The 26,880-nt window shown below is 56.6% G+C and carries 27 protein-coding genes and 1 tRNA gene; 22 read left to right on the forward strand and 6 right to left on the reverse strand.

Annotated elements, in window-relative coordinates; translation table 11 throughout:
* Nucleotides 1-28 precede the first annotated feature (28 nt).
* From ppsA to ACQAYK_RS06560, 8 genes are all read left to right on the forward strand, one after another.
* Nucleotides 29-2,428 (forward strand): phosphoenolpyruvate synthase, encoded by a 2,400-nt coding sequence (ppsA, locus tag ACQAYK_RS06525; protein WP_255790271.1) that lies wholly within the window; start codon nucleotides 29-31, stop codon nucleotides 2,426-2,428.
* A gap of 32 nt (nucleotides 2,429-2,460) precedes the next feature.
* Complete coding sequence (gpmI, locus tag ACQAYK_RS06530; RefSeq protein WP_215871160.1) at nucleotides 2,461-3,981, forward strand: 2,3-bisphosphoglycerate-independent phosphoglycerate mutase; 1,521 nt, start codon at nucleotides 2,461-2,463, stop codon at nucleotides 3,979-3,981.
* Between the two features lie 84 nt (nucleotides 3,982-4,065).
* The gene (locus ACQAYK_RS06535) at nucleotides 4,066-4,419 is read left to right on the forward strand and encodes a carboxymuconolactone decarboxylase family protein (protein ID WP_483167355.1); all 354 of its coding nucleotides are present in this window, start codon (nucleotides 4,066-4,068) and stop codon (nucleotides 4,417-4,419) included.
* Nucleotides 4,412-5,461 (forward strand): thiamine pyrophosphate-dependent enzyme, encoded by a 1,050-nt coding sequence (locus ACQAYK_RS06540; protein WP_215871158.1) that lies wholly within the window; start codon nucleotides 4,412-4,414, stop codon nucleotides 5,459-5,461. Before ACQAYK_RS06535 ends, ACQAYK_RS06540 begins: the two co-directional genes overlap by 8 nt.
* On the forward strand, nucleotides 5,458-6,450 hold the full coding sequence (locus ACQAYK_RS06545; protein ID WP_215871157.1) for an alpha-ketoacid dehydrogenase subunit beta: 993 nt from the start codon (nucleotides 5,458-5,460) through the stop codon (nucleotides 6,448-6,450). The genes ACQAYK_RS06540 and ACQAYK_RS06545 overlap by 4 nt, the downstream gene beginning before the upstream one ends.
* Nucleotides 6,447-7,640, forward strand: a complete 1,194-nt coding sequence (locus ACQAYK_RS06550; RefSeq protein ID WP_215871156.1) for a dihydrolipoamide acetyltransferase family protein — start codon at nucleotides 6,447-6,449, stop codon at nucleotides 7,638-7,640. The genes ACQAYK_RS06545 and ACQAYK_RS06550 overlap by 4 nt, the downstream gene beginning before the upstream one ends.
* A gap of 9 nt (nucleotides 7,641-7,649) precedes the next feature.
* A complete protein-coding gene (locus ACQAYK_RS06555; RefSeq protein WP_215871155.1) occupies nucleotides 7,650-8,816 on the forward strand; it encodes an acetate/propionate family kinase in 1,167 nt (388 codons plus the stop codon).
* A gap of 100 nt (nucleotides 8,817-8,916) precedes the next feature.
* Nucleotides 8,917-8,992 (forward strand) — tRNA-Lys (locus tag ACQAYK_RS06560).
* A gap of 158 nt (nucleotides 8,993-9,150) precedes the next feature.
* Here ACQAYK_RS06560 and ACQAYK_RS06565 read toward each other — a convergent pair.
* Both ACQAYK_RS06565 and ACQAYK_RS06570 read right to left on the reverse strand, forming a co-directional pair.
* Nucleotides 9,151-10,485 (reverse strand): GGDEF domain-containing protein, encoded by a 1,335-nt coding sequence (locus ACQAYK_RS06565; RefSeq protein ID WP_215871146.1) that lies wholly within the window; start codon nucleotides 10,483-10,485, stop codon nucleotides 9,151-9,153.
* Between the two features lies 1 nt (nucleotide 10,486).
* Nucleotides 10,487-11,281 (reverse strand): alpha/beta fold hydrolase, encoded by a 795-nt coding sequence (locus tag ACQAYK_RS06570; RefSeq protein ID WP_215871145.1) that lies wholly within the window; start codon nucleotides 11,279-11,281, stop codon nucleotides 10,487-10,489.
* A gap of 527 nt (nucleotides 11,282-11,808) precedes the next feature.
* On the opposite strand from ACQAYK_RS06570, the gene ACQAYK_RS06575 reads away from it, so the two are divergent.
* The 13 genes from ACQAYK_RS06575 to ACQAYK_RS06635 all read left to right on the forward strand — a co-directional run bounded on the left by ACQAYK_RS06575 (nucleotide 11,809) and on the right by ACQAYK_RS06635 (nucleotide 21,825).
* A complete protein-coding gene (locus tag ACQAYK_RS06575) occupies nucleotides 11,809-12,096 on the forward strand; it encodes a BufA1 family periplasmic bufferin-type metallophore (RefSeq protein ID WP_215871144.1) in 288 nt (95 codons plus the stop codon).
* Between the two features lie 9 nt (nucleotides 12,097-12,105).
* On the forward strand, nucleotides 12,106-12,573 hold the full coding sequence (locus ACQAYK_RS06580) for a DoxX family protein (RefSeq protein ID WP_215871143.1): 468 nt from the start codon (nucleotides 12,106-12,108) through the stop codon (nucleotides 12,571-12,573).
* Between the two features lie 81 nt (nucleotides 12,574-12,654).
* Nucleotides 12,655-12,942, forward strand: a complete 288-nt coding sequence (locus ACQAYK_RS06585) for a BufA1 family periplasmic bufferin-type metallophore (RefSeq protein ID WP_215871142.1) — start codon at nucleotides 12,655-12,657, stop codon at nucleotides 12,940-12,942.
* Between the two features lie 112 nt (nucleotides 12,943-13,054).
* Nucleotides 13,055-13,936 carry an MNIO family bufferin maturase gene (gene bufB / locus ACQAYK_RS06590; protein ID WP_215871141.1) on the forward strand — a complete coding sequence of 294 codons (882 nt, stop codon included), beginning with the start codon at nucleotides 13,055-13,057 and terminating at the stop codon, nucleotides 13,934-13,936.
* On the forward strand, nucleotides 13,929-14,642 hold the full coding sequence (locus ACQAYK_RS06595; protein ID WP_215871140.1) for an HvfC/BufC N-terminal domain-containing protein: 714 nt from the start codon (nucleotides 13,929-13,931) through the stop codon (nucleotides 14,640-14,642). Before bufB ends, ACQAYK_RS06595 begins: the two co-directional genes overlap by 8 nt.
* 406 nt (nucleotides 14,643-15,048) lie before the next feature.
* Nucleotides 15,049-16,587, forward strand: coding sequence for an IS21 family transposase (istA, locus tag ACQAYK_RS06600; RefSeq protein ID WP_483165846.1), 1,539 nt, complete (start codon nucleotides 15,049-15,051; stop codon nucleotides 16,585-16,587).
* 14 nt (nucleotides 16,588-16,601) lie between these two features.
* The gene (gene istB / locus ACQAYK_RS06605; RefSeq protein ID WP_483167356.1) at nucleotides 16,602-17,357 is read left to right on the forward strand and encodes an IS21-like element helper ATPase IstB; all 756 of its coding nucleotides are present in this window, start codon (nucleotides 16,602-16,604) and stop codon (nucleotides 17,355-17,357) included.
* A 150-nt stretch (nucleotides 17,358-17,507) separates the two neighbouring features.
* Nucleotides 17,508-18,062, forward strand: coding sequence for a sigma-70 family RNA polymerase sigma factor (locus ACQAYK_RS06610; protein ID WP_483167357.1), 555 nt, complete (start codon nucleotides 17,508-17,510; stop codon nucleotides 18,060-18,062).
* Nucleotides 18,059-18,388 (forward strand): zf-HC2 domain-containing protein, encoded by a 330-nt coding sequence (locus ACQAYK_RS06615; RefSeq protein ID WP_215871138.1) that lies wholly within the window; start codon nucleotides 18,059-18,061, stop codon nucleotides 18,386-18,388. Before ACQAYK_RS06610 ends, ACQAYK_RS06615 begins: the two co-directional genes overlap by 4 nt.
* 18 nt (nucleotides 18,389-18,406) lie before the next feature.
* Nucleotides 18,407-18,757 (forward strand): DsrE family protein, encoded by a 351-nt coding sequence (locus ACQAYK_RS06620; protein ID WP_215871137.1) that lies wholly within the window; start codon nucleotides 18,407-18,409, stop codon nucleotides 18,755-18,757.
* 10 nt (nucleotides 18,758-18,767) lie between these two features.
* On the forward strand, nucleotides 18,768-19,373 hold the full coding sequence (locus tag ACQAYK_RS06625) for a thioredoxin fold domain-containing protein (protein ID WP_215871136.1): 606 nt from the start codon (nucleotides 18,768-18,770) through the stop codon (nucleotides 19,371-19,373).
* Between the two features lie 38 nt (nucleotides 19,374-19,411).
* Complete coding sequence (locus tag ACQAYK_RS06630) at nucleotides 19,412-20,182, forward strand: hypothetical protein (RefSeq protein WP_215871135.1); 771 nt, start codon at nucleotides 19,412-19,414, stop codon at nucleotides 20,180-20,182.
* Between the two features lie 125 nt (nucleotides 20,183-20,307).
* A complete protein-coding gene (locus ACQAYK_RS06635; protein WP_215871134.1) occupies nucleotides 20,308-21,825 on the forward strand; it encodes an FAD-binding domain-containing protein in 1,518 nt (505 codons plus the stop codon).
* Nucleotides 21,826-22,109: 284 nt separating this feature from the next.
* Here ACQAYK_RS06635 and ACQAYK_RS06640 read toward each other — a convergent pair whose 3' ends face one another.
* From ACQAYK_RS06640 to ACQAYK_RS06655, 4 genes are all read right to left on the reverse strand, one after another.
* Nucleotides 22,110-22,376, reverse strand: coding sequence for a hypothetical protein (locus ACQAYK_RS06640; protein WP_215871133.1), 267 nt, complete (start codon nucleotides 22,374-22,376; stop codon nucleotides 22,110-22,112).
* 72 nt (nucleotides 22,377-22,448) lie between these two features.
* Nucleotides 22,449-22,757 carry a hypothetical protein gene (locus ACQAYK_RS06645; protein ID WP_215871132.1) on the reverse strand — a complete coding sequence of 103 codons (309 nt, stop codon included), beginning with the start codon at nucleotides 22,755-22,757 and terminating at the stop codon, nucleotides 22,449-22,451.
* Between the two features lie 22 nt (nucleotides 22,758-22,779).
* Nucleotides 22,780-23,274 (reverse strand): DsrE family protein, encoded by a 495-nt coding sequence (locus tag ACQAYK_RS06650; protein ID WP_215871131.1) that lies wholly within the window; start codon nucleotides 23,272-23,274, stop codon nucleotides 22,780-22,782.
* Between the two features lie 37 nt (nucleotides 23,275-23,311).
* Nucleotides 23,312-23,908 carry a cytochrome P460 family protein gene (locus ACQAYK_RS06655; RefSeq protein ID WP_226826866.1) on the reverse strand — a complete coding sequence of 199 codons (597 nt, stop codon included), beginning with the start codon at nucleotides 23,906-23,908 and terminating at the stop codon, nucleotides 23,312-23,314.
* A 185-nt stretch (nucleotides 23,909-24,093) separates the two neighbouring features.
* On the opposite strand from ACQAYK_RS06655, the gene ACQAYK_RS06660 reads away from it, so the two are divergent.
* Complete coding sequence (locus ACQAYK_RS06660) at nucleotides 24,094-26,835, forward strand: type I restriction endonuclease subunit R (protein ID WP_215871130.1); 2,742 nt, start codon at nucleotides 24,094-24,096, stop codon at nucleotides 26,833-26,835.
* Nucleotides 26,836-26,880 lie beyond the last annotated feature (45 nt).

A 26,880-nucleotide genomic window follows, 5' to 3' on the forward strand; every position in this document is an offset into this window, starting at 1 on the left:
GAGCATATCCGTTTTGGAGGGGCCTGCCGTGGAATACATCCGCTTCTTTGCCGAAATCGGGATCGATGACATTGCTTTGGTGGGCGGCAAAAACGCCTCGCTCGGGGAAATGTATCGGGCGCTGCGCCCGCTGGGGGTGCGGGTACCCAACGGCTTTGCCGTTACCGCTCACGCCTATCGGGATCTGCTCGATCGCCACCAGGCCTGGCCCAAACTCCATGCAATTCTCGACGGCTTGCAGCCGCATCAGGTCGAGGATCTTGCGCGGCGTGGCAAGGCAGCGCGGGAGCTGATTTACAGTCTGGAATTGCCGAAGCAACTGCAAGAAGAGATTCTCGCCGCCTACGCCCGCCTGCGGGAGGAATATGGCGAAAATCTCTCGCTCGCCATCCGCTCTTCGGCCACCGCCGAAGATCTGCCCACCGCGAGTTTTGCAGGGCAGCAGGATACCTATCTCAATATCAGTGGGGAAGCGGATTTGCTCGATGCCTGTCGGCGTTGTTTTGCCAGCCTCTTCACCGATCGCGCCATTCACTACCGCATGGACGAGGGCTTCGATCATTTCCATGTCGCCCTTTCCATTGGCATCATGAAGATGGTGCGTTCTGATCTTGCCAGCAGCGGTGTGATGTTCTCACTGGATACAGAAACCGGTTTTCGCGACGTCATTTTCATCACATCTTCCTATGGACTGGGGGAGAACGTCGTGCAGGGTGCGGTCAATCCCGACGAATTTTATGTGTTCAAGTCCGGCTTTCGACGGGGAAAGCGTGCGGTCTTGCGACGCGTTCTCGGCAGTAAAAAGCTGAAGATGGTCTACGCCGCCGGCAGTACCCATCATGGCGTGCGCAACCTTGCCACCACGGCTGCCGAACAACAGCGCTTTTCCCTTGCGGACGAAGACGTGCTCACCCTCTCCGGCTATGCCATCCAGATTGAAGAACACTACAGCAAGGCGATTGGCGAAGAACGGCCGATGGATATGGAGTGGGCCAAGGATGGCGAAGACGGCCAACTATACATCGTGCAGGCCCGGCCGGAGACCGTCGCCTCGCAGCGCAAGGGTACTGTGTTGCAGGAGTATTATCTGCGCGAGAGGGGTGCCATACTCGTCAGCGGCCGTGCAGTAGGGAGCAAAATCGCTACGGGTCGGGCGCGACACATCGCTACGTTGGAGGAACTGCATTTCTTCCAGCCAGGAGAGATCCTGATCGCCGACAATACCACTCCCGATTGGGAGCCGGTGATGAAGCTAGCTGCGGGTATCGTTACCGAGCGTGGTGGCCGCACCTGTCATGCCGCCATTATTGCCCGGGAATTGGGCATTCCGGCGGTGGTAGGGGCAGAGGGAGCCATGAGCCGGATCCCGGATGGGCAAGCAGCGACCCTCTCCTGCGCCGAGGGGGAGGTAGGCAACGTGTACGCCGGCACTCTGCGTTTTGAGGTGGTAGAGACTGATCTTTCTGGGTTGGCACGGCCGAAAACGGAAATCATGATGAATCTGGGCGATCCGGAGCTGGCCTTCCAGTTGCAAGCCTTGCCCAATGATGGCGTCGGACTGGCGCGCATGGAATTCATCATTGCCAATGCCATCAAGATCCATCCATTGGCCCTGTTACATCCCGAACGGATCAGCGACGCGAAGGTGCGCCACGAGATCAAGCGACGGACCGCAGGGTACTCGAGCCCGGAAGAATATTTCGTGCAACGTCTGTCCGAGGGGGTCGGGACCATTGCCGCTGCCTTTTATCCGAAACCCGTGGTGCTGCGTAGCTCGGACTTCAAGAGCAACGAGTATGCCGCGTTGATCGGGGGTACGGATTTTGAGCCCGAAGAAGCCAATCCCATGTTGGGTTTTCGCGGTGCCTCGCGTTACGCCCATCCCAATTATGAAGAGGGATTTCGCCTGGAATGTCGCGCGATTCGGCGCGTACGGGAGGAAATGGGGCTGGACAATGTCATTGTCATGCTGCCTTTCGTCCGCCGGATAGAGGAAGCCGACGCAGTGTTGGCGAAGATGGCCGAATTTGGCCTGCGTAGGGGCGAAAACGATTTGCAAGTCTACGCCATGTGTGAAGTGCCCAGCAACGTCTTGCTGATCGATGAGTTTGCCAAGCGCTTCGATGGCTTTTCCATCGGCAGCAACGACCTAACCCAGCTTGCGCTAGGGGTTGATCGCGACTCCGCCATCGTTGCCTTCGACTATGACGAGCGCGATCCCGCGGTAAAGGTGCTCATCCAACAGGCCGTAGAGGGCTGCCGGCGTAACCACATCCACTCCGGTCTCTGTGGCCAGGCGCCCTCGGATTATCCGGAAATGGCGGAATTTCTGGTACGACTGGGTATTGATTCCATCAGCCTCAATCCTGATACCATTCTCTCCACTACCCGCCAGGTGCTGGAGCTGGAGAAATCCCTGCATAGCTAACGTCGATTTTTTTCCTGGATGAGGAGTGTGGCATGCCCGATAAGAAAGTTCTGCTGGTGATTTTTGATGGCTTTGGGCTTAACCCCAGTCGAGCCTTCAATGGTTGGGCGCAGGCGCGGACTCCACATCTCGATCATTACTTTGCCAGCAACCCGCATAGTGCCCTGCAAGCCTCCGGGCGGGCGGTGGGCTTACCGGATGGGCAGTTCGGCAATTCTGAGGTCGGTCATCTGACTCTGGGATCAGGGCGCATTCTCAAACAGGACTTGCTGCGCATTGCCGATGCCATTGCCGATGGGAGCCTGGAACGCTTACCCAACTGGCAGAAAATGCTGCAGAAAGACAAACGCATCCATCTGATTGGTATGGTCTCCGATGGCGGCGTGCATTCGCATATCGAGCATCTCCTGGGATTGCTGCCCCTTCTGGTACAGGCCGGCATGGAACCGGTCGTGCATTTCATCAGCGATGGTCGGGATACGCCGCCGCGCAGCGCCGATCGCTATGTGCAGCGTCTGCAGGAGGCCTTGCAGCAGCTCGGCACCGGCCATATCGCTACGCTCTCGGGCCGTTACTACGCCATGGACCGTGCCCAGCATTGGAAGCGTACAGAAAAGGCTTGGCGAGCCATGCTGCTTGGCGAGGGGCAATCGACAGAGGATGCCCTGAGCGCCGTACAGGCGGGCTGGCAACGGGATGACGGGGATGAGTTTATTCAGCCTACGGTGATTGGTGATCCGCGAAGGGCGCGCATCGCCGCCGACGAGCCGGTACTTTTCTTCAATTTCCGCTCCGATCGCATGCGCCAGCTCTGCGCCGCCATCGCCCTTCCCAATTTTGCCGAGTTCGATCGCGGCAGTGAAAGCGCGCGTGTCAGTACCTGCATGACCGCCTATGACGAGAACTTTGCCCTACCAGTGCTTTTTCCGACGGAAATCCCCGCGCAGGTATTGGCAGAGGTCCTTGCCAATGCCGGCTTGGCACAGTTCCACTGTGCGGAAACCGAAAAGTACGCGCACGTGACCTATTTCTTCAATGGTGGTCGCGAACAAGCTTTTGCTGGGGAAGAGCGCACGATTATCCCCTCCCCTGCCGTTGCCACCTACGATCTGCAACCCGAGATGAGTGCGCCGGCAGTGGCGGATCGCGTCATTGGCGCACTGCGCGCGGACAAGTATGCGTTTGTGCTGGTCAATTTTGCCAATGGCGACATGGTTGGCCACACCGCCAAGATCCCTGCCATCCTGCGCGCCGTCGAGACCCTCGATCTGCAATTTCATCGTATTGTACAGGTGGCTCTGGCGCACGGGTATCGGGTCATTCTCAGCGCCGATCATGGTAATTGCGACGAAATGGTCGACCCCGTCAGTGGCGAACCGCACACCCAGCATACCGTCTACCCGGTGCCCTTTTTGTTGCTGGGAGAGCCCGGAGCGCGCCTCGGAATTGGTGCCGGTTTGGCCGACGTCGCGCCCACCGTACTGGATCTTTTGGGAGTGGAGAAACCGCAAGAAATGACGGGGCGCAGCCTGCTCCTGCACTCCGAGCTGTAATAAGTGACTTGCTCATTTCCAGCAGACTGTCTACGCTAAATTCCGAGATCCAGATCGGAATTACCAACCTTCAGGGAGGTCGTCATGCCGGAAATGCAGGATCGCATCACGCAGATTGAAGAGCTCACCCACCGTCTCAAGGAACAATATCCTTCAGAAATCAATAGCTTTCTTTCTTTCATGGGAAAAGCAGACGGGAGTCCCGCGCTGAGCAAAGCGCAAAAGGAACTTATCAATGTGGGCTTGGCCGTTGCGGCACAATGCGAGTGGTGTATCGCCTTGCATGTGCATGGCGCCGTCAAAGCGGGCGCAAGCCGCGATGAGATCATGAGTGCCGCTTTCCAGGCAGTGCTCATGCATGGTGGTCCGGCCCTGATGTATCTGGTGCCGCTTAGCAAAGCCCTCGACGAGTTTCTGCCGGAGGTGGACCATGCATAGCGTCGATCCCGTTTTTTTACTGCGCCAGATGCTGCGCGCTCGCGCCCTGGAAGAGACCGCGGCTCAGGAGTACGCCGCCGGCAGAATCGCCGGTTTTTTACACCTATACCCCGGGGAAGAGGCTGTGGCAGCTGGGGTGCTTAGTTGCGCCGAACCCGGCGACTACATCGTCAGCACCTACCGCGAACACGTACACGCCCTCCTGCGTGGCATTCCGGCGGTGGCCATTTTTGCGGAACTTCTCGGCAAAAAGACCGGGGTAAGCGGGGGAATGGGCGGTTCCATGCATCTTTTCGATGCGCAAAGGCGCTTTCTGGGGGGTTACGCCATCGTCGGGGAGACCTTTCCCATTGCCCTGGGGGCTGGCTATGCCGTCGCCTATCGCCAGCTACCCGAAGCCATCATTTGCTTCTTTGGCGACGGCGCGGTGAATCAGGGAACCTTCCATGAATCCCTGAACATGGCCGCCCTATGGCGTCTGCCCATCCTTTTTGTCTGCGAAAACAATCACTATCAGATCGGTACGGAAATCCATCGCCACTCCGCCGTGGTCGAGGTCTATCGCCGCGCCTGCGCCTACAATATTCCCGCCGAGCGGATCAATGGCATGGACGTCCTGGCGGTGCAGCAGGCGAGCGAGCAGGCCCTGGCACGCATTCGTGCCGGTGATGGCCCCCAGTTTCTCGAGTTCGAGACCTACCGCTACCGCGGCCATTCCATGGCCGATCCAGGCGCCTATCGTCCGGCCAGCGAGGTACAGGCCTACCAACGCCAGGATCCCATCAAAGAATTGGAAGGAGAGTTGAGTACACAGGCCAATTGCCCCGCCGGCGATTGCGTACTGCAATTTCAGGAGCAATGCTGCGCCGCCGGTCACCTCAATAGTGAGAGGCTGCAAGGTCTGCAAGAGGAAATCGCCGAGGAAATGCGCATAGCCCTCGCCGAAGCGCAGGCAGCAGCCGCGCCGAGCCTTACCGATGTGCAGGCAGTATTTCAGAAAAATCATCGCTTCGAGGACTTCTTTGGGAGGGGCGCGGCATGACGGAGATGCTCTATTGGCAGGCCCTGAATCGCGCCTTGGACGAAGAGATGGCACAGGATGGAAACGTGTTTCTTTTGGGTGAGGATGTTGGCCTGTATAGCGGCACCTACCGTGTCAGCGAAGGGCTCCTGGCCAAATATGGCGAGTGGCGGGTACGCGATACCCCGATCTCGGAAAACAGCTTTACCGGACTCGGTGTTGGTGCGGCGATGTTGGGACTGCGGCCGGTGGTGGAGATCATGACCATCAATTTCGCCCTCCTCGCCCTCGATGCCCTGATCAATATGGCCGCCAAGATTCCTTTCATGTCTGGCGGGCAGTTTGCCATGGGTTTGACGGTGCGAATGCCGGGCGGGGTCGCCAAACAGCTCGGGGCACAGCACTCGCAGCGCCTCGAACATACCCTGATGAATGTTCCCGGCCTGCGCATTCTCGTTCCCGCAACCCCTCAGGATGCCTACTGGCAACTTCGGCAGGCCATCCGCTCCGATGACCCGATCATCGTCCTTGAACACGAACTCCTGTATTTCCACAAAGGAGAAGTAGCGACGAATGCTACTCCGTTGCCCATACACGCCGCAGTGGTCCGGCGTCCGGGACGCGATCTAACTTGTATCGCCTATTCGCGCATGGTGGAAGTGGCCCTGGCGGCGGCGGAGGAGCTGGCAAGGGAGGGCATCGAAATGGAGGTCATCGACCTGCGCAGTCTCTCCCCCATCGACTGGGAGCCCTGTATACAGTCAGTTGGTAGGACCCATCGTGCCCTGGTTCTGGAAGAAGATTGCCGCTTTGCCGGTGCTGGCGCGGAAATCGCTGCGACCTTGCAAGAGCGCTGCTTCTATTTTCTGGACCACCCCATCCAGCGCACAGCCGGGCTCGATCTTCCCACACCCTTTGCAGCGGAGCTGGAGGCCGCCACAATCCCCAATGTCGAGCGGACCTGTCGATCCGCCAGAGACCTTGTCCAAATGTCAGGAGCACCCGTATGAAACAGGAAGTCATCATGCCCGTCCTGTCGGATACCATGCAGACAGGACGCCTGGTTCGCTGGAACAAGGCCGTCGGTGATGCGGTAAAAAAGGGAGATGCCCTCGCCGAAGTGGAAACCGACAAGGCGATACTGGATGTCGAGGCCTTCCAGGATGGGTTCCTGGCGGGCCCCCTGGCGCCAGTGGATACGGACATCCCGGTGCGTTCGGTGATCGCCTGGCTGGTGGATAGTAAAGAGGATCTGGACGCAACCACTTCTGCAAGCAATACTGCAGCTTCTGGCTCTGTCGCCCCATCAGCCACCCCTGCTGCAACACCTGTCCCGAAAATATCTCAGGCAACGCCGCCACAAGCAGCCGCGCAAGAGTCGGTCCCTGTCGCACCTACCGAGCCATCCACCCCGCGCGCAGCGGCAGATGGCGTTCTTGCCAGCCCCTATGCCCGTGCCCTGGCTCAGGAACTGGGTGTAGATCTGAATCTGTTGGGCACAGGTCCCATCGACAGTCGTCGCGTACTTGCGACGGCACTGCGCGGCCCACTGCCAGATCTCAGTACCGGCCCTGATTACCAGATCGAGCGCCTCTCTGGTGTGCGGGCTGCGGCAGCTCGGAATATGCAGGATGCCGTGCAGACGCCAACCTTTCAGATTGGCGCACGCCTACCCCTCAGTGCACTGCAAACACAAGCCAAAGCTGCGAAGCTCAGCCTCACCCTCGTGCTGGCAAGGGCCTGCGCGCTGACGGTCGCGGAAGATCCCTGGTTCAACCATCTCTGGACCCCCCAGGGGCTGGCCAAACGGGAACGGGTGGACGTGGCGATTGCCGTGGATACCGGTGACGCCCTGTTGACCCCGGTTCTGCGCGATGCGGCCCGACGTCCGCTCAAGGAGCTGGCAGAAGACTGGCGCATTCTGCTCGGCAAGATCAAAAAAGGTCGCTTGGCTCCGGAGGATTATCGCGGCGGTACCTTCTATCTTTCCAATCTTGGCGTCTTTGACGTGGTGCACAACTTCGATGCCATCGTGCCCCTGGGTGCTGCAGCCATCCTGGCAGTAGCGGCAACCCAAGCCGATGGCAGCAGTGAATGTACCCTGAGTTGTGATCATCGGGTGATCTTTGGCGCCGATGCCGCCCGCTTCCTGCAACGTCTGCGCGAGCGCATCAGCACTACAGCCTGGCTGGATACATGAAGACTCCACATGGCTGAGCTGATTCTGGCCCTCAATGGCGGCTCATCTTCCCTCAAGTTCGCTCTGTACGAATATGCCGACGAGAGCGGGCAAAGGCTGGGAGAAGGCGCGATCGAGCGCATTGGTCAGAGTGTCGGTCGCCTGTGGTGGCGAGCGAAAAGCGCCAACATCGATCGCAATGCCGTTTTCCCTGATCATTCCAGCGCCCTACGCGCTCTGCTCGACTGTTTCCAGGAGCTGGGGGTGCAGCAACTCGCAGCGATTGGGCACCGCGTCGTTTCCGGCGGCCCAGACTTGCGCGAGCACTGCCGCATCGATGCCCTGGTATTGCAAACCCTCCGGGCCTCTTTGCGTTTTGCCCCTCTGCATCTTCCTGCCGAGATTGCCGTCATGGATGCCGCCAAGCAGCGCTGGCCGCAAACCCCGCAGTTCGCCTGCTTCGATACCACCTTTCACCGCAGTATTCCAGAACTGGCGGCGCGCTATCCCCTGCCCCGCAATCTGTGGCAGGAAGGGGTACGGAAATATGGTTTCCATGGACTCTCTTATGAATACATCTGCACCCAAATTCCGAACAGCGGACGGAGCATCATCGCGCATCTGGGGAATGGTGCCAGTCTGGCGGCAGTGCGGGACGGCGTCTGCGTGGATACCAGCATGGGGCTCAGCCCCACGGGCGGCGTGGTCATGGGCACCCGTTGCGGTGATCTCGACCCCGGGGTGCTTCTTTTTCTGCTCGAGGAAAAGGGCTATACCGCCAACCAGCTCGAACGGGTCCTGAACCATCTCTCCGGTTTGCTTGGTCTGTCCGGCATCAGTGGCGACATGCAGGTGCTGCTGGCGGCCCGGAACAACGAGCCACAAGCCGCCTTTGCCATCGATGCCTTGGCCTACAGTGTGCGCAAGATGATCGGCAGTTTTCTGGCGGTTTTGGGAGGTGTGGATCGCTTGGTCTTTACGGGCGGAATCGGCGAACATGCCGATCTGGTACGCGAGCTGATCTGCGCCCCCCTCTCCAGCCTGGGATTCGTCCTGGATAGCGCCGCCAATCAGGCCGGGCAGAGACGAATCTCCCAGAGCGACAGCCCGATAGAGATACTTTGCATTCCCACCGACGAAGACCGCATGATTGCCGCGCATAGCTATCGCCTTCTGCACCAGGCGCCTGATTCCTGAGAACTACAAGGCGAAGTATAGACAAATCCAGGCTTTCACTGCGTACTGGACGGGAGCCAGCCTTGCTTTGTCTGGGAATTTTGCTATTATCCTGCAGATCGGGTTGTTAGCTCAGTTGGTAGAGCAGCTGACTCTTAATCAGCGGGTCGTGGGTTCGATCCCCTCACAACCCACCAATCAAAACAGGCACTTAGGCAGATCGTCCAAGTGCCTTAATTTTTCTGGGCTAATCTAGGCTAACCAGTGTATCGCAGAACCCAGAATCGCTCCCGTCCGTCACTGTGAAATAGAGCAGGCTAGATCGCCAATTTTGCTTGTCGCCCGGGAAACTACCTCACTGGCTCCACTCGCAGCGATTTCTGCCTCCTTGCTTGGCTCGATAGAGGGCGGTATCCGCCCGCGGAATAGTATCTTCTGTAACTCCTTCCCCAGTACGGTAAAAAGTGGCCCCCAGGCTTATCGTGACAGAGATGGTTTGCTCTGCTGCGACTCGTATAGGTCGATGGGCGATACTCGCTCGCAATCGCTCTGCGACAAGCGACCCTTCCTCCGGCGTTCTTACCGGCACCAAAAGCACAAACTCTTCTCCGCCCCAGCGGATGAATACCCCTGCGTCCCTCTGCCGCAGCTGACCTTGCAAACGCTGGGAGACAGCGCGCAGCACGTCGTCTCCGACGGCGTGGCCGAGCTGATCATTGATCGCTTTGAAATGATCGATATCGATCATCATCACGGCGGTTGAATTCTCAGACGTGCTGGTTTTCTGCTCGAAATCGTTACGATATCGTTCCAAGAAGTGTCGATTGTAGGCGCCGGTCAGGGCATCCCTCTCTGCCGTCTTTTGCAACGACTGTTCTCTTATCCGCTGCGCGGTGACATCCTGCAGAATCCAGACACGCCCTTGCCGCGCATTGCCCAGAATGGGATGGGTATCCACATAAAGGACTTGCTCGTCGGTCGACCAATCGCACTGAATGGCAAACTGCAGATCCTGTTGCAGGGGAGCATACAAACGCTGCAGCTCTGCTGCATTGATGCAGCGATCCCGCAGTTTCTGAAATGCACGTGCAATGGTTGCCACGGAAGATTGTCCAGCAGGAATCCCCAATAGTGCTTCCGCCGTGGAGTTGACATGGCCTACCGTGCCGTTACCCTCAATCAGGAGAATACCGATCGGAAGGCTATCAAAAAGATCGTGGAATTTTGCTTGAAAATATCGGCGTTCTCGAAGTAGCCAGTAATCCCCGAGCATCTGCCGCAAAACGCTGCGAAGATAGTCCAGGATCAATGCATCCTGGAACGTCTCCAAGGGTCCAGATTTCAGAAGGAGCAAGCCACTGTATCGTTCTTCCTCGGCCTCCACAGCGAGAAAATAGAGGTTTCTCTCCTCCGCCGGATAGAGCATCAGCAACGCCGATGACAGGTGCGATACGGACGCACTGAGATCCACGATGGCTGCCGAGGTATCGAGTCTTTCGACGAGGTTTTCTGGCCGTATCTTCTGAATCGGAAGATCCGCATTGCTCGCGAGAATAGCGATGTCCTCACCTACTCGCCAATGGACCGTGAGCACCAGAAACGCGCCGCTCAGATGGGAAACGAATCGACAAAACGCCGTGAGCCCCTCGGGAATCCAGGTATCAGCAGCGGTTGCTGGGAACGCATCCATTTCAATAGATCTCGATTGGCAAGTAGGAACAAATTGCCAGACAAACGTCAGGCGCACTCGTGACGTGTGGGAGATGACCGGGGGCCTCGATCCAGTCGAGGGTGCTTCCGGAGATGTGTTCATGGAGCCAAAGAGCCACACCCTCTGGAACTGCAAAATCTTGACGGCTATTGATCAAGTGAACGGGCTGCCGAATGTTTTCGACCAAACGCCGTAGATCCGAGTGAAAAATCATTTGCAAGGTACGCAAAGCGATATCCGGCTGCAGGCGAAAGAGGGTCTTGGCATAATCTGTCAACAACGCAGCATCTTCCAGCCCAAAGATCTGCGGTGCAAAGCCTGCTGCCCAGGCCTGATAATTTGTGGCCATTGCGGTGTACAAGGTATCCAGATCGGTTGGCTGCAGTTCTCCCGGATAATCGGGCTTCTTCAGGTAGTGTGGCGAGGCACCAATCAGGATCAGCCGCGCGAACAAGTCTGGGCGGGCAACGGCGGCGATGGCACCGATCATACAACTCATAGAGTGGCCAATATAGGTGACCGACTGCAGCCCCAAAGTATCCAGCAGCTGAATCAAGTCATCTGCGTAGGCGAAAAGAGTGGAATGATAATCTGCTCGATATCGATGCGCCGTGTCAGTATCCGAACCTGCTCCCGCCAAGTCGTAGCGAATATAGGCCAGATCCTCTGGAAGGCAGCGCAGGAGCGCGTCCCAGGCGCTCCTATCAGTGCCAAAGCCATGGCCCAAAACGACGGGGAGGGTTCCCGTGCCGTCCAGTTGCACGTATGAACGCAAGGATTCCGGTAGATTCAATTTGATGCCTCTCGACGTTTCAGGTGGGCAGACCAAAATGCAAGTTCCCGAGGGACAGGTGGTCATGACGTCATTCTCTCAAGGATCGAGCTCTCGTCAAAGTCCAAAATTTTGTGATGAATGCTATTACATTACCCATGAGCCGATCTCGCAAGACTCTGCCGGAAAGTCATCTTTCGCAAGTTCCGGGGAATTTTTGCACGGCTCCAGAATGGGGAAAAGGGAAACGAGCCACCTGTGCGGGAGCCCTCAATCGCTACCGTAGATTCGGCGATCTGGTCCTCATCCACGCCGATCTGAGCGCAGAGGAATAGGTAGCTTTCCGCGTCCACATGGGTGCTGCATTTGATCTTTGAAGCGACGCTTGGCGGTGCGTATGGCCGACTCGGGGAGACCAAATCGCATAGCTGCCCAGCCAGTAGCTGATTTTGAGCCTGTAATAAATCGGAGGTTCTGGCGACTAACTAGGTGAAAGCACTGAGTTACGGTGTTACCCAAGGAGAAGTCAAATGTCCAATAGTAGAACTGTATCCAAGAATTCCCTGTCAGAAAAAGTGGCGGTTGGCGCCTTAGTAGCGGTGATGGGCATGGCTGGGTTGGTCATGGCGCCCCAGGCCTATGCCTCCAACTGGGTCAAGTGTTATGGCATTGCCCGGGCGCACATGAACGATTGTGCGACCACCACCCACTCCTGTGCGGGTCAATCCATTCATAATGGTGGCAAGTATTCTTTCTTGCTCTTACCCTCCGGGATCTGCCAGAAAATTGTGGGTGGCAGTCTGGTGCCCGGCAAGTAGGAGGCAAAGATGGCCAGTTGCTCCATGCTCATGCATCGGATGGACCAGATCTACGACCGTCTGGTGCAGTCCGCCCAGCATCTTTCCTCCCTTGCAGCATTGGGCGCAAGGCTCTGGGTAGCGCAGATCTTCTGGAATGCGGGTGTCGTCAAGTGGCAAAGCATGTCGTCCACTATCACCTTGTTCCGGTACATGTATCACGTCCCTCTTCTACCACCGGTGTGGGCAGCCTATCTTGGAACGGGTATCGAGTTGGCGTTTCCCGTGCTGCTTGCGCTGGGAATGGCCGGACGTTTTGCCGCAGCTTTTCTCTTTATCTACAACATCCTGACAATTATTTCCTACCCTCAGATGGGTTGGACGGGTGTTCTTTTTCAAGTGCCGTGGGGGATATTCCTCCTGTATTTGACTATCTATGGCCCTGGAGTTCTATCCGTTGACGCAGTTATCAACAAGGTTTGGAAGACATCCAGATAGCCAAGCTCTTTCTCCAGCCTGGGCTTCGGCGCAGGAATCGTGAGAAACCACGTGGTATTGACTGAAAAAGGAGTATCGTAAATGGAACAACACGGAAGCAACCGGAACAAAATGGTTCGGCATGTCGCCATGGCTGGGGTTTTGGCGCTTGCGGGGGCAGGTTTTGCCAGTACCGCTTGGGCGGGCATGATGCCCGAAGGGTACGTAAAGTGCTATGGCATCGCCAAGGCGCATCAAAACCAGTGCATGTCCATCGGTGGTATTACCCGAGGGTCGGCCGCAACCAACGGTAACCCCGATGCCTGGCTTGCTGTACCGAAAGGGGTTTGTCAGAAGATTGTGGGTGGTAGCCTGACTCCAGGCAAGTAAGCGGCGCTTTGGTCCAGGCGTGAAAGCCTGGACCATTTTTCAGCAAACAGGATGTTTCCTCATGAATCTTACCGGGAAACATGAGAAAGCCTCTTTTTCAGGAGAATATCGCATGCTCGACACCCTCCAAGCCCATTCGGTCGCTGGCCGACGGACAAACGATGTTGTTCCCGCCGCTGCGGGGATTGGCCTCCGTGCCCCCCATTATGCCGAGGTGCTGGCAAGTCGCCCGGACGTTTCCTGGATGGAAGTGCACAGCGAAAATCTGTTTGCTCCGGGAGGTCGGGTTCATCAAGTGATGGAGCGGGTTCGCCAGGAGTATCCCTTGAGTCTGCATGGTGTGGCCCTCTCCCTGGGCAGCGCAGATCCGCTGAATGCCCGCCATCTCCGTCAACTCCAGCAGGTAGTTCGACGCTATGAGCCAGGCCTGGTTTCCGAACATCTGTGCTGGGTTTCCGTGGGCGGGCAGTATCTCCATGATTTACTGCCGCTACCGGGAACCGAGCTCATGTTAGATCACCTGGTACCGCGCATTCTGCAGGTCCAGGAAGTGTTGGGGCGTCAGATACTGATAGAGAACGTTTCCGCCTATCTGCACTATTCCGGAGAAAGTCTGCCCGAATGGGCCATGCTCAATGCCCTGGTAGAGAGAACCGGATGCGGGCTGCTGCTGGATGTCAACAACTTGTATGTCAGCAGCCGGAACCAGCGCTTTGACCCCCTGTTTTATCTGGCGAATCTTCGGTTGGACGCAGTGCAGGAAATCCACTTGGCAGGATTCAGTATCGAAGAAGTTGCTGATACCCGTGTCCTGATCGACACCCACAGCCGCGCGGTGTGGCCTGAAGTATGGGATTTATACGAGAAAACCCTACAGCTCCTGAATCGCCGAGTGCCAACGCTGATCGAATGGGATGTCGATCTGCCCAGCCTTGATGAGCTGTTGCGAGAGGCTTCGGTCGCCCAAAAGCACCTGGAGAGAACCCATGGATGAGATTCGCCAATGGCAGGAACGGTTTCGCGATGTGCTCTTCTCCTCCGATGACGGAAAGACATTGCGCGGGCTTTCCGGCTGCATTCCTCCCGAAGTCTCCACCGTGATCTATCGCAACAATATCCTCGAAGGCTTTCGTCTGGCGTTGGCCGACATCTATCGGACAACAGAACAGCTACTGGGAGAGGAGTGTTTTCGGGCCCTTTGTCGCGAGTATGTGCAGAACCATCCCTCTGCCAGTGGCGATCGCAATGCTTACGGCCAAGAGCTGAGCTCCTGGCTTGTGGGACACCCACTCGCCCATACAATCCCGTATCTTCCTGATCTAGCCCGTTTGGAATGGCGTCAGCATGAGGCATACCTCGCGGAGGATGGTTTCTCGGCACTGGGGCTGCACAACTCCGCGCGCCTGGTGGAGTCGGACTATCCTATTTTTTCCATTTGGGCATTCTGCCAGGACCCGGAAAACGCCGGGACTCTAGACCTGGACCACTTGAGCGCAGAATCAATCTTGGTCGCAAGACCCACCGAAGAAGTCCTGATGCGCCCTGTTGGGCCGGCTGAGGCACGCTGGTATGGGTTCTTGTTGTCCGGGTACGGCATCCAGGAAGCCGGACAAATGACGATTGCAACAGAACCGGACTTCGATCTTGCAACCTTTGTGAAGAACGCAGTGGCAGAGGGGCTGATCAGGGAAGATGGATAAACGATGGTACTGGCCCACGCGACAATCGCACGAGAACGGGAAGACTTGATGGCAAGCACTGTGGAGACGAAGACAGTGAACACACCAACAGCGGAATCGGCGGAGAGATCCTCCCCTGAGTCTTGGGTGGAACGATATGGAGACGCCCTGTTTCGTCACGCATTGTTTCGTTTGAATGGTGCATATTCTGGACCATCGTGGGCACCGATTCTGATGCATCGTGGGCGGTCATTCTGATCGATCGTGGGCACTGATTCTGGTGTGATCGTGGGCACTTTTGCGGGTTTTTCAGAATCAGTGCCCACGATTCCAGAATCTGTTCGGATTTACCCTCTGGCGAATTGAAATCTTTCTGGTCATTCATTGGCTTAGCAAGCATTCTTGGCTCTTTTACAGGAGATCGAGGATGCCTACACCGAGGATGACGATGAAAGCGATTTACGAAGTGCTCCGTTTACACGCCGCAGGGTTCAGCCAGCGGCAAATTGCCCGATCTTGTGGGCTCTCCAAGGGAGTCGTCGGGAAGTATTTACAGAAAGCCGAACAGGCAGGTATCTCTTGGCCTCTGCCAGAGGGGCAAGAAGTAGCCCTGGAAGCGGCATGGTTCTCCAGTCCCTCACGGCACACCGTCTCTGGCAAGGTGCAGCCGGATTTTGCCCGGATCCATGCCGAGCTGCGGCGCAAAGGCGTGACCCTGCAGTTGCTCTGGGAGGAATATTCCGCCGCGTACCCGCAAGAAGCGGTGTATCAGTATGCCCAGTTCTGCGTCCTGTACCGACGCTGGCGGGCGGGGCTCAAACGCAGCATGTGGCAAAACCACAAGGCTGGTGAGAAGCTGTTCATCGACTACGCTGGTCCCATCGTGCCGGTGGTTGATCCCCAGACCGGGGAGATCCGCCCGGCGCAGATCTTCGTCGCGGTGTTGGGTGCCTCCAACTACACCTATTGCGAGGCTACCTGGACCCAGAGTCTGCCGGATTTCCTCGGCGCGCATGTACGCGCCCTGGAGTTCTTTGGCGGGGCACCGCGTCTGTTCGTGCCAGATAATTTGAAGGCGGCGGTAACCAAGGCCTCGCGCTACGAGCCCGAAATCCATCGAAGTTATCAGGATCTCGCCCGGCATTATGCTGCGGTGGTACTGCCCACCCGCCCTTATAAACCGAAAGACAAGGCCAAGGTCGAGGTCGGGGTGCAAGTGGTGGAGCGCTGGATTCTGGCGCGCCTGCGCCACTTCCAGTTCTTCTCGCTAGCGGAACTGAATCAGACTCTCCACAGCCTACTGGAAGACCTGAACGGACGCCCCTTCAAACAGCTACCAGGCTGCCGCCGCAGCGCTTTTGCGGAGTTGGACGCTCCTGCCCTGCAGCCACTACCAGAACAGCCCTACGAGTATGCTGACTGGAAGTCCGCCAAAGTCAGTATCGATTACCATGTTGCCTACCAAGGACGCTTCTACTCCGTACCGCATCGCCTCGTCGGACAGCGGGTGGAGCTACGCATCAGCGCGCAAACCGTGGAGATCTTCCAGGGGCAACAGCGCGTCGCTTGCCATCTGCGTGAGGGCGTCCAGGCGCGCTACAGCACCTTGACCGAACACATGCCCAAGGCTCACCAGCGGCACCTGGAATGGAGTCCGGGGCGCCTGTTGCATTGGGGGCTCTCCATCGGTCCATCGACTCGGGACGTGGTGCGCTGGCAACTGGAGAACAAGCCCCATCCGGAGCAGGGATATCGCTCCTGTCTCGGCCTACTCCATCTCTGTCGCCGCTACGGGAAGGAGCGTCTGGAACACGCCTGTCACCGTGCTCTACGCCACGGCTCCCCCACGACCCGCAGTGTCCGCTCCATCCTGGAGCGGGGACTGGACCACAGCCCACACGATCCCGTTCCTGCCAAACCGTTACCGCAGCACGGCAATATCCGCGGCCCTCGCTACTATCACTAAACCGGAGTCTTCCCATGTCTTTGCAACCGACCATTCAGACCTTACAGCAACTCAACCTACACGCCATGGCAGAGGCCCTGGCCGAGCAGTCCACCTCGCCGCAACTGCAAGAACTTCCCTTCGTAGATCGCCTGGCACTGCTTCTCGACCGAGAACTCTGTGCGCGCGACAACCGCCGGCGAAAGCGCCTGTTGCAGCTGGCCAAACTCAAGGTACATGCCGCCGTCGAAGACCTCGATCATCGCGCCTCCCGTGGTCTGGACCGTACCAAAATGGCGGCCTTGATACAGTGTGACTGGATACGGCGAGGACAAAACCTGCTGATCACCGGTGCCACCGGTACCGGCAAGACCTGGATTGCCTGCGCCCTGGGGCACCAGGCCTGCCGTCAGGGCCTGAGTGTGCGCTACTTCCGTTTGCCGCGCTTACTGGAAGAGCTTCATATCCGTCACGGTGACGGCAGTTTCGGCCGCTTTCTCACGACTCTTGCCAAGGTGCACCTGTTGCTCCTGGACGATTGGGGCCTCGCCCCGATGAACAGCGAGGATGCCCGGGATCTGCTGGAAATCCTTGATGATCGCGTCGCCCAGCAGGCCACCCTAATCACCAGCCAATTGCCGGTCTCGCATTGGCATGAAATCCTCGGAGAACCCACCGTCGCCGATGCCGTCCTCGACCGTCTGCTGCACAGTGCCCACCGCCTGGAGCTCAAAGGCGAATCGATGCGCCGCCAACGGGTACAGACCGGCGATGGAGAGGCAGGATCATGAGTAAATTTACCGTTTACATGGTAAAGGTAAATGAAGAAATTTACACCGATGATCGGCCACCACGGCCGGGTGCTCATGACGCCACTGATTTGACCGATCGTGGGCACCTATGCCTAGAATTTACGTGACCAGAAAGTTCGCTGATTGGGGGTGCCCACGATCAGCAGAATCACCGCCCATGATCAACAGAATACGCAGAATGGCAACAAAGCATTGGCCGAGGATCTTGTCCAGGAAACCTTACTAGCGGCTTGGGTTGGTCGCAAGGAGTACGCAGGTGCTGCACGAGAGCAGACTTGGATGTTCGGAATTCTGGAACACAAGATCCTGGATCATTTCCGTCAGCAGAAACGGCATCCTCAAGTCTATCTGGAAGACCGGGATGGCGGAGAAGACGAAATGGAGCAGCTGCTGTTCCAGGCCGATGGGCGATGGGCCTTGCGACCTGGGAATTGGGGAAGGAATCCAGAAAACCTGGCAGAAGATCAAGATCTTTTGCAGGCAATACAACGATGCTTCGAGGGCTTGCCAAAAGCACAGCAAATGGCCTTTATGCATCGAGAGTGGTATGGGGAGGATACCGCCTGCTGTGCAAGGCTTCTCGAGGTGAGCATCGGTCATCTGGCCGTTCTTCTGCATCGAGCGCGGCTACGCATTGCCCGATGTCTGGAGGCATATTTTCCCCAAGGAGAGGTTCATTCGTGAAAAAAGAGCATTTCATGATGACCTGCAAGGAGGCTGCTCAGAGCATATCGCGAAACCAGGACTTGCGATTGCCATTGGGTGAGCGCATTAAATTACGTATGCACTTATTGTTCTGTGCTTCCTGCCGCCAGTACGATCGACAGGTTCGCTGGCTGCATCAAACTTTTTCGACCGTGGCAGCACCCTGGCGCGAGGCACATCTGGGGGATGAGTTCAAATCACGCCTTTGCCAACAGATGCGACGGTCTGAAGCAAAGGCAGGTCCCGGCGAAGGCAATCTGGAAGGAAAGCGCGATGCGACGGATTCAACGTCGATTGATCAGTGAGCGAAAAAGGAGTGACTAATGAGCAAATTGGCAGTAGTTCTGTTATCAGACATGAAGGAATCGGTAAAAGTAGAAATGGCTATGCGCTTTGCTTTGGTAGCCCAACAAGAAAAGCTACTCGATGATCTGCGTTTTTATTTTTTTGGACCAGGGGTTCGGGTCCCAGGGCAGATTTTGGAGAGTGGTAGTGAACTCGAAAAGGTATTGCAACAGCTTTTGAATAGCGGCATGACGACCGTAGCCTGCGTCTACAATGCACGACAAATGGGGGAGGCGGAACACCTGCAGAAGGCGGAAATCGAGGCACGGGCTATCGGACCGGAACTGACGCGGCTGGTCGCGGATGGCTATCAAGTAATGACGTTTTAGAGGAACAAAAATGGCAAAAACATCCACTCGAGGCGTGTTGACAGTTCTGTTTATCACATCTGCTTTCTTTTTTTCTGCCATTCACGACCTGGCCAACGCAGCAGATCGCTCCCTGACGGCAGCACAGGCTGAGCAAACTCTGTGGGATCAAGTACTGCCTGAGCGCCTGACCTACATTCAAGATGGCCATGGCGGCCCAATCATCTATGACTTTCAGGACCCTAATTGCCCCTATTGTCACCTGTTATACGAAAACGAGGTGCCACTGATTCGGGCAGGGAAACTCACGGTTCGATATGTTCCAGTAGCTATCCTGACCCCGCAAAGTCCTGGAGAAGCCGCTGCATGGTTGTTGTCTTCTCATCCTCTGGCGACACTGCAGCATTTCGAGACCATGGTCGGTCCCGTCTTGCGTACGGGCGACTATGATCAGCTCCCGCATCGAGCGTTAACCCCCAAAATAAGTAAAGAATTGCAGGTCAATAAAGCGATGTTCTTGCGCTTGGGCTTTGATGGCACTCCGGCCCTTTTGTTCCGGGACAAAGATGGTGAGCTCGGTCGTGTTCCTGGCCTCATCTCCACCAAACAGTTACGCAGGTTGCTCCCGGAACTTTGATAAGATACAAGCTCCGGCTACGGAGAAGGCTGACTGCGATGTATCCTGCGTTTCGACAATACATTGGCATCGATTATTCTGGTGCAGGAGATCCGCAGCGCAGCCAGAGCGGAATTCGGGTTTTTCTTGCTGAGCGCGATACCGCGCCAGTAGCGGTGTCTTCACCAAAAGTACACGGAAAACATTGGTCCCGACAGGCCTTGGCCGAATGGCTACGCGAGGAATTGCGCATGGGCGTACCCAAGTTGGTGGGCATTGATCACGCATTTTCCTTCCCAATGCAGTATTTTGACCAGTATCACCTGAAAGCCGACTGGAATGAATTTCTGGTCGATTTTCGCCAGCACTGGCCTACGGATATTCAGGCGGTGGAAGCTCTACGCCGTCAGGCCGAACAAATGCGAACCGGCAAAGCCACCTGGCGCCGACTGACGGAGATACGGGCAGGCGGTGCAAAGTCGGTATTTCATTTCGACGTTCCCGGGCAAGTAGCCAAATCCACTCACGCGGGACTGCCCTGGCTTCTCTTTCTACGCAATGCGCTCGGTGACCGCATTCACTTCTGGCCGTTTGATGGCTGGGAAATTCCCGCAGGAAAGTCCGCGCTCGCTGAGATTTACCCATCCCTTTGGAATCATACTTTTCCGATAGAAAACCGCACACCCGATGAGCATGATGCCTACGTTTCTGCGGCATGGCTCTGTACGTCTGACCAGGACGGTAGTTTAGCGAATTATCTACGACCCGATCTCACGCCAGAGGAATATCGCTATGCTCAGATTGAGGGCTGGATACTCGGCGTACGATGAGATCAGTGCCCCGCGACGCACAGAGAGATTGCGGAGTCTGGCTATCGCTGCAATTCCTCTGCATACTGAGGCTGATGGATTTATCAGTCGTTGGATGAGACACAGACCTGATCCCGGAGTTGCCCATGTCTGCCCCGAATATCGTCTGGTTCAAGCGCGATTTGCGTGTGCGGGATCACGAACCGCTGCAACGCGCTGCAGCCATGGGCTCGGTGCTGCCTTTGTACGTGATCGAAGTAGAGTTGTGGCGGCAAAAGGACATGTCTGCACGACACTGGCAATGGCTGCGAGCGCGACTGCAGACACTGGATCAGGAGCTACGCGAACGCGGAGCAGCACTCACCATACTGCGTGGCGATATAATCGAAATATTCCACAAACTCCACGCAGAGTTGGGCATCAAGGCTGTCTATGGTCACGAGGAGATCGGGAACAGCTGGACCTATGCCCGTGATCGACGCGTTGCTGCCTGGTTGCGTCAGCGGGGAATTCCATGGGAACAGTCTAGCCAGGATGGCGTGCAGCGCGGTCTGAAAGATCGAGATCGATGGCAGGCCCAGCGCGATCGCTTTATGCGTTTGCAGATAGCAGAAGCCCCCGCCACCCTGTGCGGTATCCAGCCTCCCCTGGGCAGTATCCCCACTACGCAGCTCCCAAGCGCAGAAGATCTCGACCTGGACGAGCCACTTCTCGAGCAGCATATCCCCGTCGCGACACCTGCCGCCGCGCACGCACAATTGCAGCAATTCATTCGGGAAAAACAGCAGCACTATCTGGCCGGTATGTCGAGCCCACGCACGGCTTTCAGAACCTGTTCGCGCCTCTCCCCCTACCTCGCTCTTGGAATTTACAGCACGCGTCAGTCCGTTCAAGAGCTTGCCGCCGCGCAACGTTTGAGGTCCAGTCGCGGTCTGAGTGCTTTGCAGGCGCGCCTGGCGTGGCGGGGACACTTCATGCAAAAGTTCGAAGACGAGCCGCGTATCGAACACGAGAACCTGCAGCGTGCGCTCGACGGACTACGAGAGTCAGAGTTTGACCGGACGCGCTTTGACGCCTGGTCTTGCGGGGAAACCGGCTTTCCCTTGGTCGATGCCTGCATGCGGTCTTTGCAAGCGACTGGCTGGCTAAACTTTCGCATGCGCGCCATGCTCGTTTCCTTCAGCAGCTACGCACTGTGGTTGCATTGGCGGGAGCCGGCCTTGCATCTTGCTCGCCTTTTTCTGGACTATGAGCCCGGGATTCATTACCCACAGGTGCAGATGCAAGCCGGAACCACGGGGATCAATGCCTTACGGATCTACAATGTTACCAAGCAAGCGCAAGAGTTGGACCCCGAGGGTACCTTTTTGCGGCAGTGGCTTCCCGAACTCGCCGCCTTGCCAGCCCCATGGATTCAGCAACCGTGGCTTTTGCCCAGAGAAACTGCAAGAAGATACAACGTCGAGCTGGATCGGGATTATCCCTCGCCAATCGTGTCTCTTGCGGTCGCCACGCGCCAGGCTCGCACCCGAATCTACGCTGCGCGCCGGGCCTCGGCAGCTCGAGAGGAAGCAGAACAAATTCTGCAACGTCACGGTAGCCGTAAACGTAATCGACTTCCACGATCCAAGCCGGAAGAAACAAAACAGCTTTCGTTATTCTGAATCCGTGATATCAAGCAATCCGGATTCTCTCTCCTCTCTAATCATCGAGGTGCTTAATGAGAAAGATACTGCGTATACTGCTATTGGTGGCAGGAATATTTTTCATACTTTTTGGTTTGCTATTTTTCCTGCAAGGAACAGGGATTTTTCCGTATCCGAGAACTAGCTTCATGATCAATGAAAGGATATGGGTATTACGAGGCGCGATACTTTTTATTCTTGGATTAATTCTCCTGATCATTCGTTGGGTATTAAAAAGAAAATAATATCAGATACCCCTCCTGCTAGTTCTGGTAATTTTTTAAATGTAGACCTGGGCGCGCATTGCTCTCGGAACACTTGGCGATCTCCTGATGCATCTGCGCAATGCTTGGCAGATATTTATTGTCAGCCAGATCGCCCTGGATCAGAGAAAACTCCTGCAGTGATGATGAAGAATGCAACCAGTGGGATGCTTGGCACTCGGAAGCGAGGACCGCTTTTTTGGACACACCTTTACCCATTCCTATCCAGCCAGCCACATGGCGCAGAAACGGATGTTCTGCCGCCATAACCGCTTCGTGGTATGCCTTCTTTTCGCGAGTCCCTGCGATCGCCACCAACCAAAGCCAAGTTCTTCCCAATTAGGAGACACTGGTATTCAAGATGGTGGGCGAAAGGGCAACGCAGTGTCCTGGTTCAGGAATGCTGGAGAAATATGGGACATAGGGAATATGCCCCACCTTGGCAATGATCTTGGAAGAATCGACGTACAATGGGATATGCAAACCCGAGAGTTTCTCCGCAGCGGCCTTGCTAGCGTCGTAACCAGTCAGCGCATGCGCCGACAGATATTCGCAGGCTTTGCTGGAATCACCAATGATCTTCGCAGAGGCCGTGACTGCCGTTTCTAGTAGCGCAACTGCAACTACAAATAAGATGAAGGTTTTCATTTTTTTCCATTGCGAATGGTTGTCAATACACCGGAACGAGTGCATAGCCCTTTTCTTGGTAAGCGATCACCGAGATGAATCCACTTTCGACGGGCTGCACGTCTGGAATGAGGCTTTTGGGATGGACATCCATCCCATGCATGGCGACGCCACAAGCTTGAAATGACACGCCGAGTTTGCTGAGTTTGGCGATTTCCTGTTGCAGTTCAGCCACGCTCCGCTCGTCCATGTAGGAAATTCCACGACGATCCTTGGTCAAAAAGGCAACATCTGGACCTATAAAAACCACAATAAACTGAGGCTTGACGTGCTGCTGAAGCAACTGTTTCCTGGTAAGAGCAATGACCTGGATCAGATGATCTACGGCCTCTGGCTTTTTAATGTTGACCAAAAATATTGCCTTGGCCGAGTGCAGCCCGGAAAGTGCCGCAGAGTCATTGAGGCTATCACCAAAAGCAGAGGATGCCACGGCGAATAACGGTAATAAAAGAACCAACAATATTCTTAGCGTCTTCATGAGCTTGACCTATGGTCTATCGCTCGCGCGCACTACTTCATTTAACAACCGCCTCAGGGTGCTCTTTGAGGAGAGATACGTAAGCTGGATTCATCTCCTGCTTCGGGAAAAAGGCTTTCCAGGTACGAATGGATAGCAATTGCTGCGGCGGCGGGGCAAATACGAAATCCTGCTTCTGTACCATCGTGTGGCATGCAATACAGGAACCTATCTTCCCGAAGGAAACCATGGTCCCATCAGGCTTGTAGGCTGCCATGACCCAATTTCGATCCGCTGCATCATACCCGGCAAGCTTGAGCATAGCTGTCACACCCGTTGGTTTTCTATTTTTGTTGAAGTTTTCCTTTACGAGCAGACTGTCATTTTTATATCGGGAAACATGGATGATGCCCCCTGCCTGAGAAATGGACTGAACGGCAGCCGCATTGGCGAGATCGATCGTAAAGGCATCCACTGTGCGGGAGCCAGCCTGAAATGGAGAACTTTCAGGCATGATGGCCTGATTCTTCTGCAGAACCTGGATTTCCTGCCAGAGCGCCTGCGGCGTAGGCACACTCTCCACCCCAGCCATCGCAATTCCGATTCCCGCTCCAAACATTCCAAGCGCTGAAACCGAATATAAGAGATTTCTCAATGGATTCGCCTCCTATGCGGGTGCCTCTGCAAATAAACTACGCCCAACCCAAACAAAACACCAGTTTCGCTTCTTTCCGTACCGATCGTTTGCTGATGCAATGACAAAAGAGAAGAAAATCCGTTACAATAACGCAAAGGATCCGTCCGCTATGCGATATCGGCCCCAAGGTTGAAGGACCGCTCATGAAGCCCGAAGACAACGCCCGCAAACAGATTGACGAGCTGCTCCGGCAAGCGGGCTGGGCCGTATGCGACCCGCAGGATGCCCATATCAGCGCCCATCGCGGCGTCGCCATCCGTGAATTCCCCCTCAAGTCCGGCCACGGCTTTGCCGACTACCTGCTCTACGTGGATGGCAAAGCCGCCGGGGTCATTGAGGCCAAAAAGGCCGGCGTCACACTCTCCGGCGTAGAAATTCAGTCTGATCGCTACAGTCAGGGACTGCCCGACGGCCTGCCACGCTGGGCCGACCCCCTACCCTTCGCCTACCAGTCCACCGGCATCGAGACGCGCTTCACCAACGGCTTCGACCCTCAGCCCAAGGCCCGGTCGGTCTTCGCCTTCCATCGTCCCGAGTTGTTCACCGACTGGCTAAGCAGTAGCAAGCTGGGCATAGCTGAAACCGCCCCAAGCTATCTGGACCCAGGCAAGACCTTTCTCGCCCGCCTGCAGCACCTGCCACCGCTGGTGGAAGAAGGCCTTTGGCCCGCGCAGATCAAGGCCATTACCAACCTCGAGCAGTCCCTGCGCGATGACCGCCCGCGCGCCCTGATCCAGATGGCGACCGGTTCCGGCAAAACCTTCACCGCCATCTCTTTCCTCTACCGGCTGATCAAATTTGCAGGTGCGCGGCGCGTTCTGTTTCTGGTCGATCGCGGCAACCTCGCCGACCAGACGCTGAAGGAATTCCAGCAATACAACTCGCCCTACAACAACTTCAAGTTCATCGAGGAATACATCGTCCAGCGCCTGAGCGGCAACACCTTGGATACCACCGCACGGGTCTGCATCTGTACCATCCAGCGCCTATACGCCATGCTCAAGGGAAGCGATCTGCCGGAAGACCTCGAAGAAATGCCTGCTGAGGATCTCGGTGGCCTGTTCAAGCGTCCCGACCCAATTGAGTACAACCCGAAGCTTCCCATCGAAACCTTCGACATCATTGTCACCGACGAGGCCCACCGCTCTATTTACAAGCTCTGGGCGCAGGTATTGGAGTATTTCGACGCCTACCTCATTGGGCTGACGGCCACGCCCGGCAAGCAGACCTTTGGCTTCTTCCACCAAAATCTGGTGATGGAATACAACCACGAGATGGCCGTAGCCGACGGCGTCAACGTCAACTACGACGTCTACCGTATCCGCACCGCTATCACCGAGCAGGGCAGCAAGGTCGAGGCCGGCTACAGCGTGCAGATCCAGGAGCGCGAAACCCGCAAGAAGCGCTGGGAACAGCTCGACGACGACTTTGCCTACGACCCCAATCAGCTCGATCGCGACGTGGTCGCACCCGATCAGATCAGAAAAATCATCCAGACCTACCGCGATAAGCTCTTCACCGAAATCTTCCCCGATCGTACCTGGGTGCCCAAGACCCTCATCTTCGCCAAGGACGATGCCCACGCCGAGAACATCGTTGAAATCGTGCGCGAGGAATTTGGCAAGGGCAACGACTTCGCCCAAAAAATTACCTACCGCACGACGGGGGCCAAGCCCAAAGATCTCATCAACGAATTTCGCACCAGCCCCATGCCGCGCGTCGCTGTCACCGTGGACATGATCGCCACCGGCACCGACATCAAAGCGGTGGAAGTCGTTTTCTTCCTGCGCGCCGTCAAATCCCGCGCCTTCTTCGAACAGATGAAAGGCCGTGGCGTGCGGATCATTTCTGCCGACGACCTGCAAAGTGTCACGCCTGACGCCCGCGCCAAGGACCATTTCGTCATTGTCGATGCCGTGGGCGTCTGCGAGCAGGACAAGACCGACTCCCGCCCCATGGAGCAGAAGCCCACCGTCAGCTTCGAAAAACTCCTGCAGGCCGTCGCTTTCGGCAATACCGAAGACGAAGTGCTCACCTCGCTGGCCGGGCGCCTGGCACGCATGGAGCACCGCATCACCGCGGAGAACGACCAGCGTATCCGCGAAGCCACTGGCGGCATCGGCCTGAAAGACCTAGCCCACGGCATCATCGCCGCGCTCGACCCGGATGAACACCCTACCCCGGAAGCCCACCGGCAGGCCATCGAAACCGCCGTGCGCCCGCTGCATGACCCGAAAGTGCGCGAGCTGCTGGCCGAGATCAAACGGCAGGATGACATCATCATCGACACCGTTAGCGCCGACGAAGTGCTGGAGGCGGGCTTCAGCGCCGACGCCCTCGACCGCGCGCGCGGCATGGTGCAGAGCTTCGAGCAGTTCATCGCCGAGCACAAGGACGAGATCACCGCCCTGCAAATCCTCTTCAACCGTCCCTATCGCCAGCGGCTGGACTTCAAGGCCGTGCGCGAACTCGCCGACGCCATCGAAAAGCCGCCCTATCTGTGGAACGAATCCCAGCTCTGGAGCGCCTATGCCGCACTGGAAAAATCCAAGGTCAAAGGCGCCTCTGGACGCCGCATCCTCACCGATCTCGTCTCGCTGGTGCGCTTCGCCATCCATCAGGATAACGAACTCATCCCCTTCCCCGAGCGCGTCAACGCCAATTTCAAGGCTTGGCTGGCGCTACAAGGTCAAACCTTCACCCCCGAACAACTGCTCTGGCTGGAAATGATCCGCGACCACATCGCCGGCAACCTCGGCATTGAGCCGGACGACTTCGAGTACGCCCCCTTCGCTCAACAGGGCGGGCTGGGCAAGGTACATCAACTGTTTGGCGAGAAGCTGAATGCGATCATCGAAGAATTGAACGAGACGTTGGCGGCATGACAATTAACAACTAAAATTGAGACCAAATTATCGCTCTCGAGGAGC

It is taken from the genome of Acidithiobacillus sp. AC3 (assembly GCF_050261095.1).
GTDB lineage: Bacteria > Pseudomonadota > Gammaproteobacteria > Acidithiobacillales > Acidithiobacillaceae > Igneacidithiobacillus > Igneacidithiobacillus copahuensis.

Coding starts and splice junctions, on each gene's coding strand:
- gpmI (WP_215871160.1), top strand. CDS start 2,461: ATGCCCGATAAGAAAGTTCTGCTGGTGATTTTTGATGGCTTTGGGCTT.
- ACQAYK_RS06535 (WP_483167355.1), top strand. CDS start 4,066: ATGCCGGAAATGCAGGATCGCATCACGCAGATTGAAGAGCTCACCCAC.
- ACQAYK_RS06540 (WP_215871158.1), top strand. CDS start 4,412: ATGCATAGCGTCGATCCCGTTTTTTTACTGCGCCAGATGCTGCGCGCT.
- ACQAYK_RS06545 (WP_215871157.1), top strand. CDS start 5,458: ATGACGGAGATGCTCTATTGGCAGGCCCTGAATCGCGCCTTGGACGAA.
- ACQAYK_RS06550 (WP_215871156.1), top strand. CDS start 6,447: ATGAAACAGGAAGTCATCATGCCCGTCCTGTCGGATACCATGCAGACA.
- ACQAYK_RS06555 (WP_215871155.1), top strand. CDS start 7,650: ATGGCTGAGCTGATTCTGGCCCTCAATGGCGGCTCATCTTCCCTCAAG.
- ACQAYK_RS06565 (WP_215871146.1), bottom strand. CDS start 10,485: ATGGATGCGTTCCCAGCAACCGCTGCTGATACCTGGATTCCCGAGGGG.
- ACQAYK_RS06575 (WP_215871144.1), top strand. CDS start 11,809: ATGTCCAATAGTAGAACTGTATCCAAGAATTCCCTGTCAGAAAAAGTG.
- ACQAYK_RS06580 (WP_215871143.1), top strand. CDS start 12,106: ATGGCCAGTTGCTCCATGCTCATGCATCGGATGGACCAGATCTACGAC.
- ACQAYK_RS06585 (WP_215871142.1), top strand. CDS start 12,655: ATGGAACAACACGGAAGCAACCGGAACAAAATGGTTCGGCATGTCGCC.
- bufB (WP_215871141.1), top strand. CDS start 13,055: ATGCTCGACACCCTCCAAGCCCATTCGGTCGCTGGCCGACGGACAAAC.
- ACQAYK_RS06595 (WP_215871140.1), top strand. CDS start 13,929: ATGGATGAGATTCGCCAATGGCAGGAACGGTTTCGCGATGTGCTCTTC.
- istA (WP_483165846.1), top strand. CDS start 15,049: ATGCCTACACCGAGGATGACGATGAAAGCGATTTACGAAGTGCTCCGT.
- istB (WP_483167356.1), top strand. CDS start 16,602: ATGTCTTTGCAACCGACCATTCAGACCTTACAGCAACTCAACCTACAC.
- ACQAYK_RS06620 (WP_215871137.1), top strand. CDS start 18,407: ATGAGCAAATTGGCAGTAGTTCTGTTATCAGACATGAAGGAATCGGTA.
- ACQAYK_RS06625 (WP_215871136.1), top strand. CDS start 18,768: ATGGCAAAAACATCCACTCGAGGCGTGTTGACAGTTCTGTTTATCACA.
- ACQAYK_RS06630 (WP_215871135.1), top strand. CDS start 19,412: ATGTATCCTGCGTTTCGACAATACATTGGCATCGATTATTCTGGTGCA.
- ACQAYK_RS06635 (WP_215871134.1), top strand. CDS start 20,308: ATGTCTGCCCCGAATATCGTCTGGTTCAAGCGCGATTTGCGTGTGCGG.
- ACQAYK_RS06640 (WP_215871133.1), bottom strand. CDS start 22,376: ATGGCGGCAGAACATCCGTTTCTGCGCCATGTGGCTGGCTGGATAGGA.
- ACQAYK_RS06645 (WP_215871132.1), bottom strand. CDS start 22,757: ATGAAAACCTTCATCTTATTTGTAGTTGCAGTTGCGCTACTAGAAACG.
- ACQAYK_RS06650 (WP_215871131.1), bottom strand. CDS start 23,274: ATGAAGACGCTAAGAATATTGTTGGTTCTTTTATTACCGTTATTCGCC.
- ACQAYK_RS06660 (WP_215871130.1), top strand. CDS start 24,094: ATGAAGCCCGAAGACAACGCCCGCAAACAGATTGACGAGCTGCTCCGG.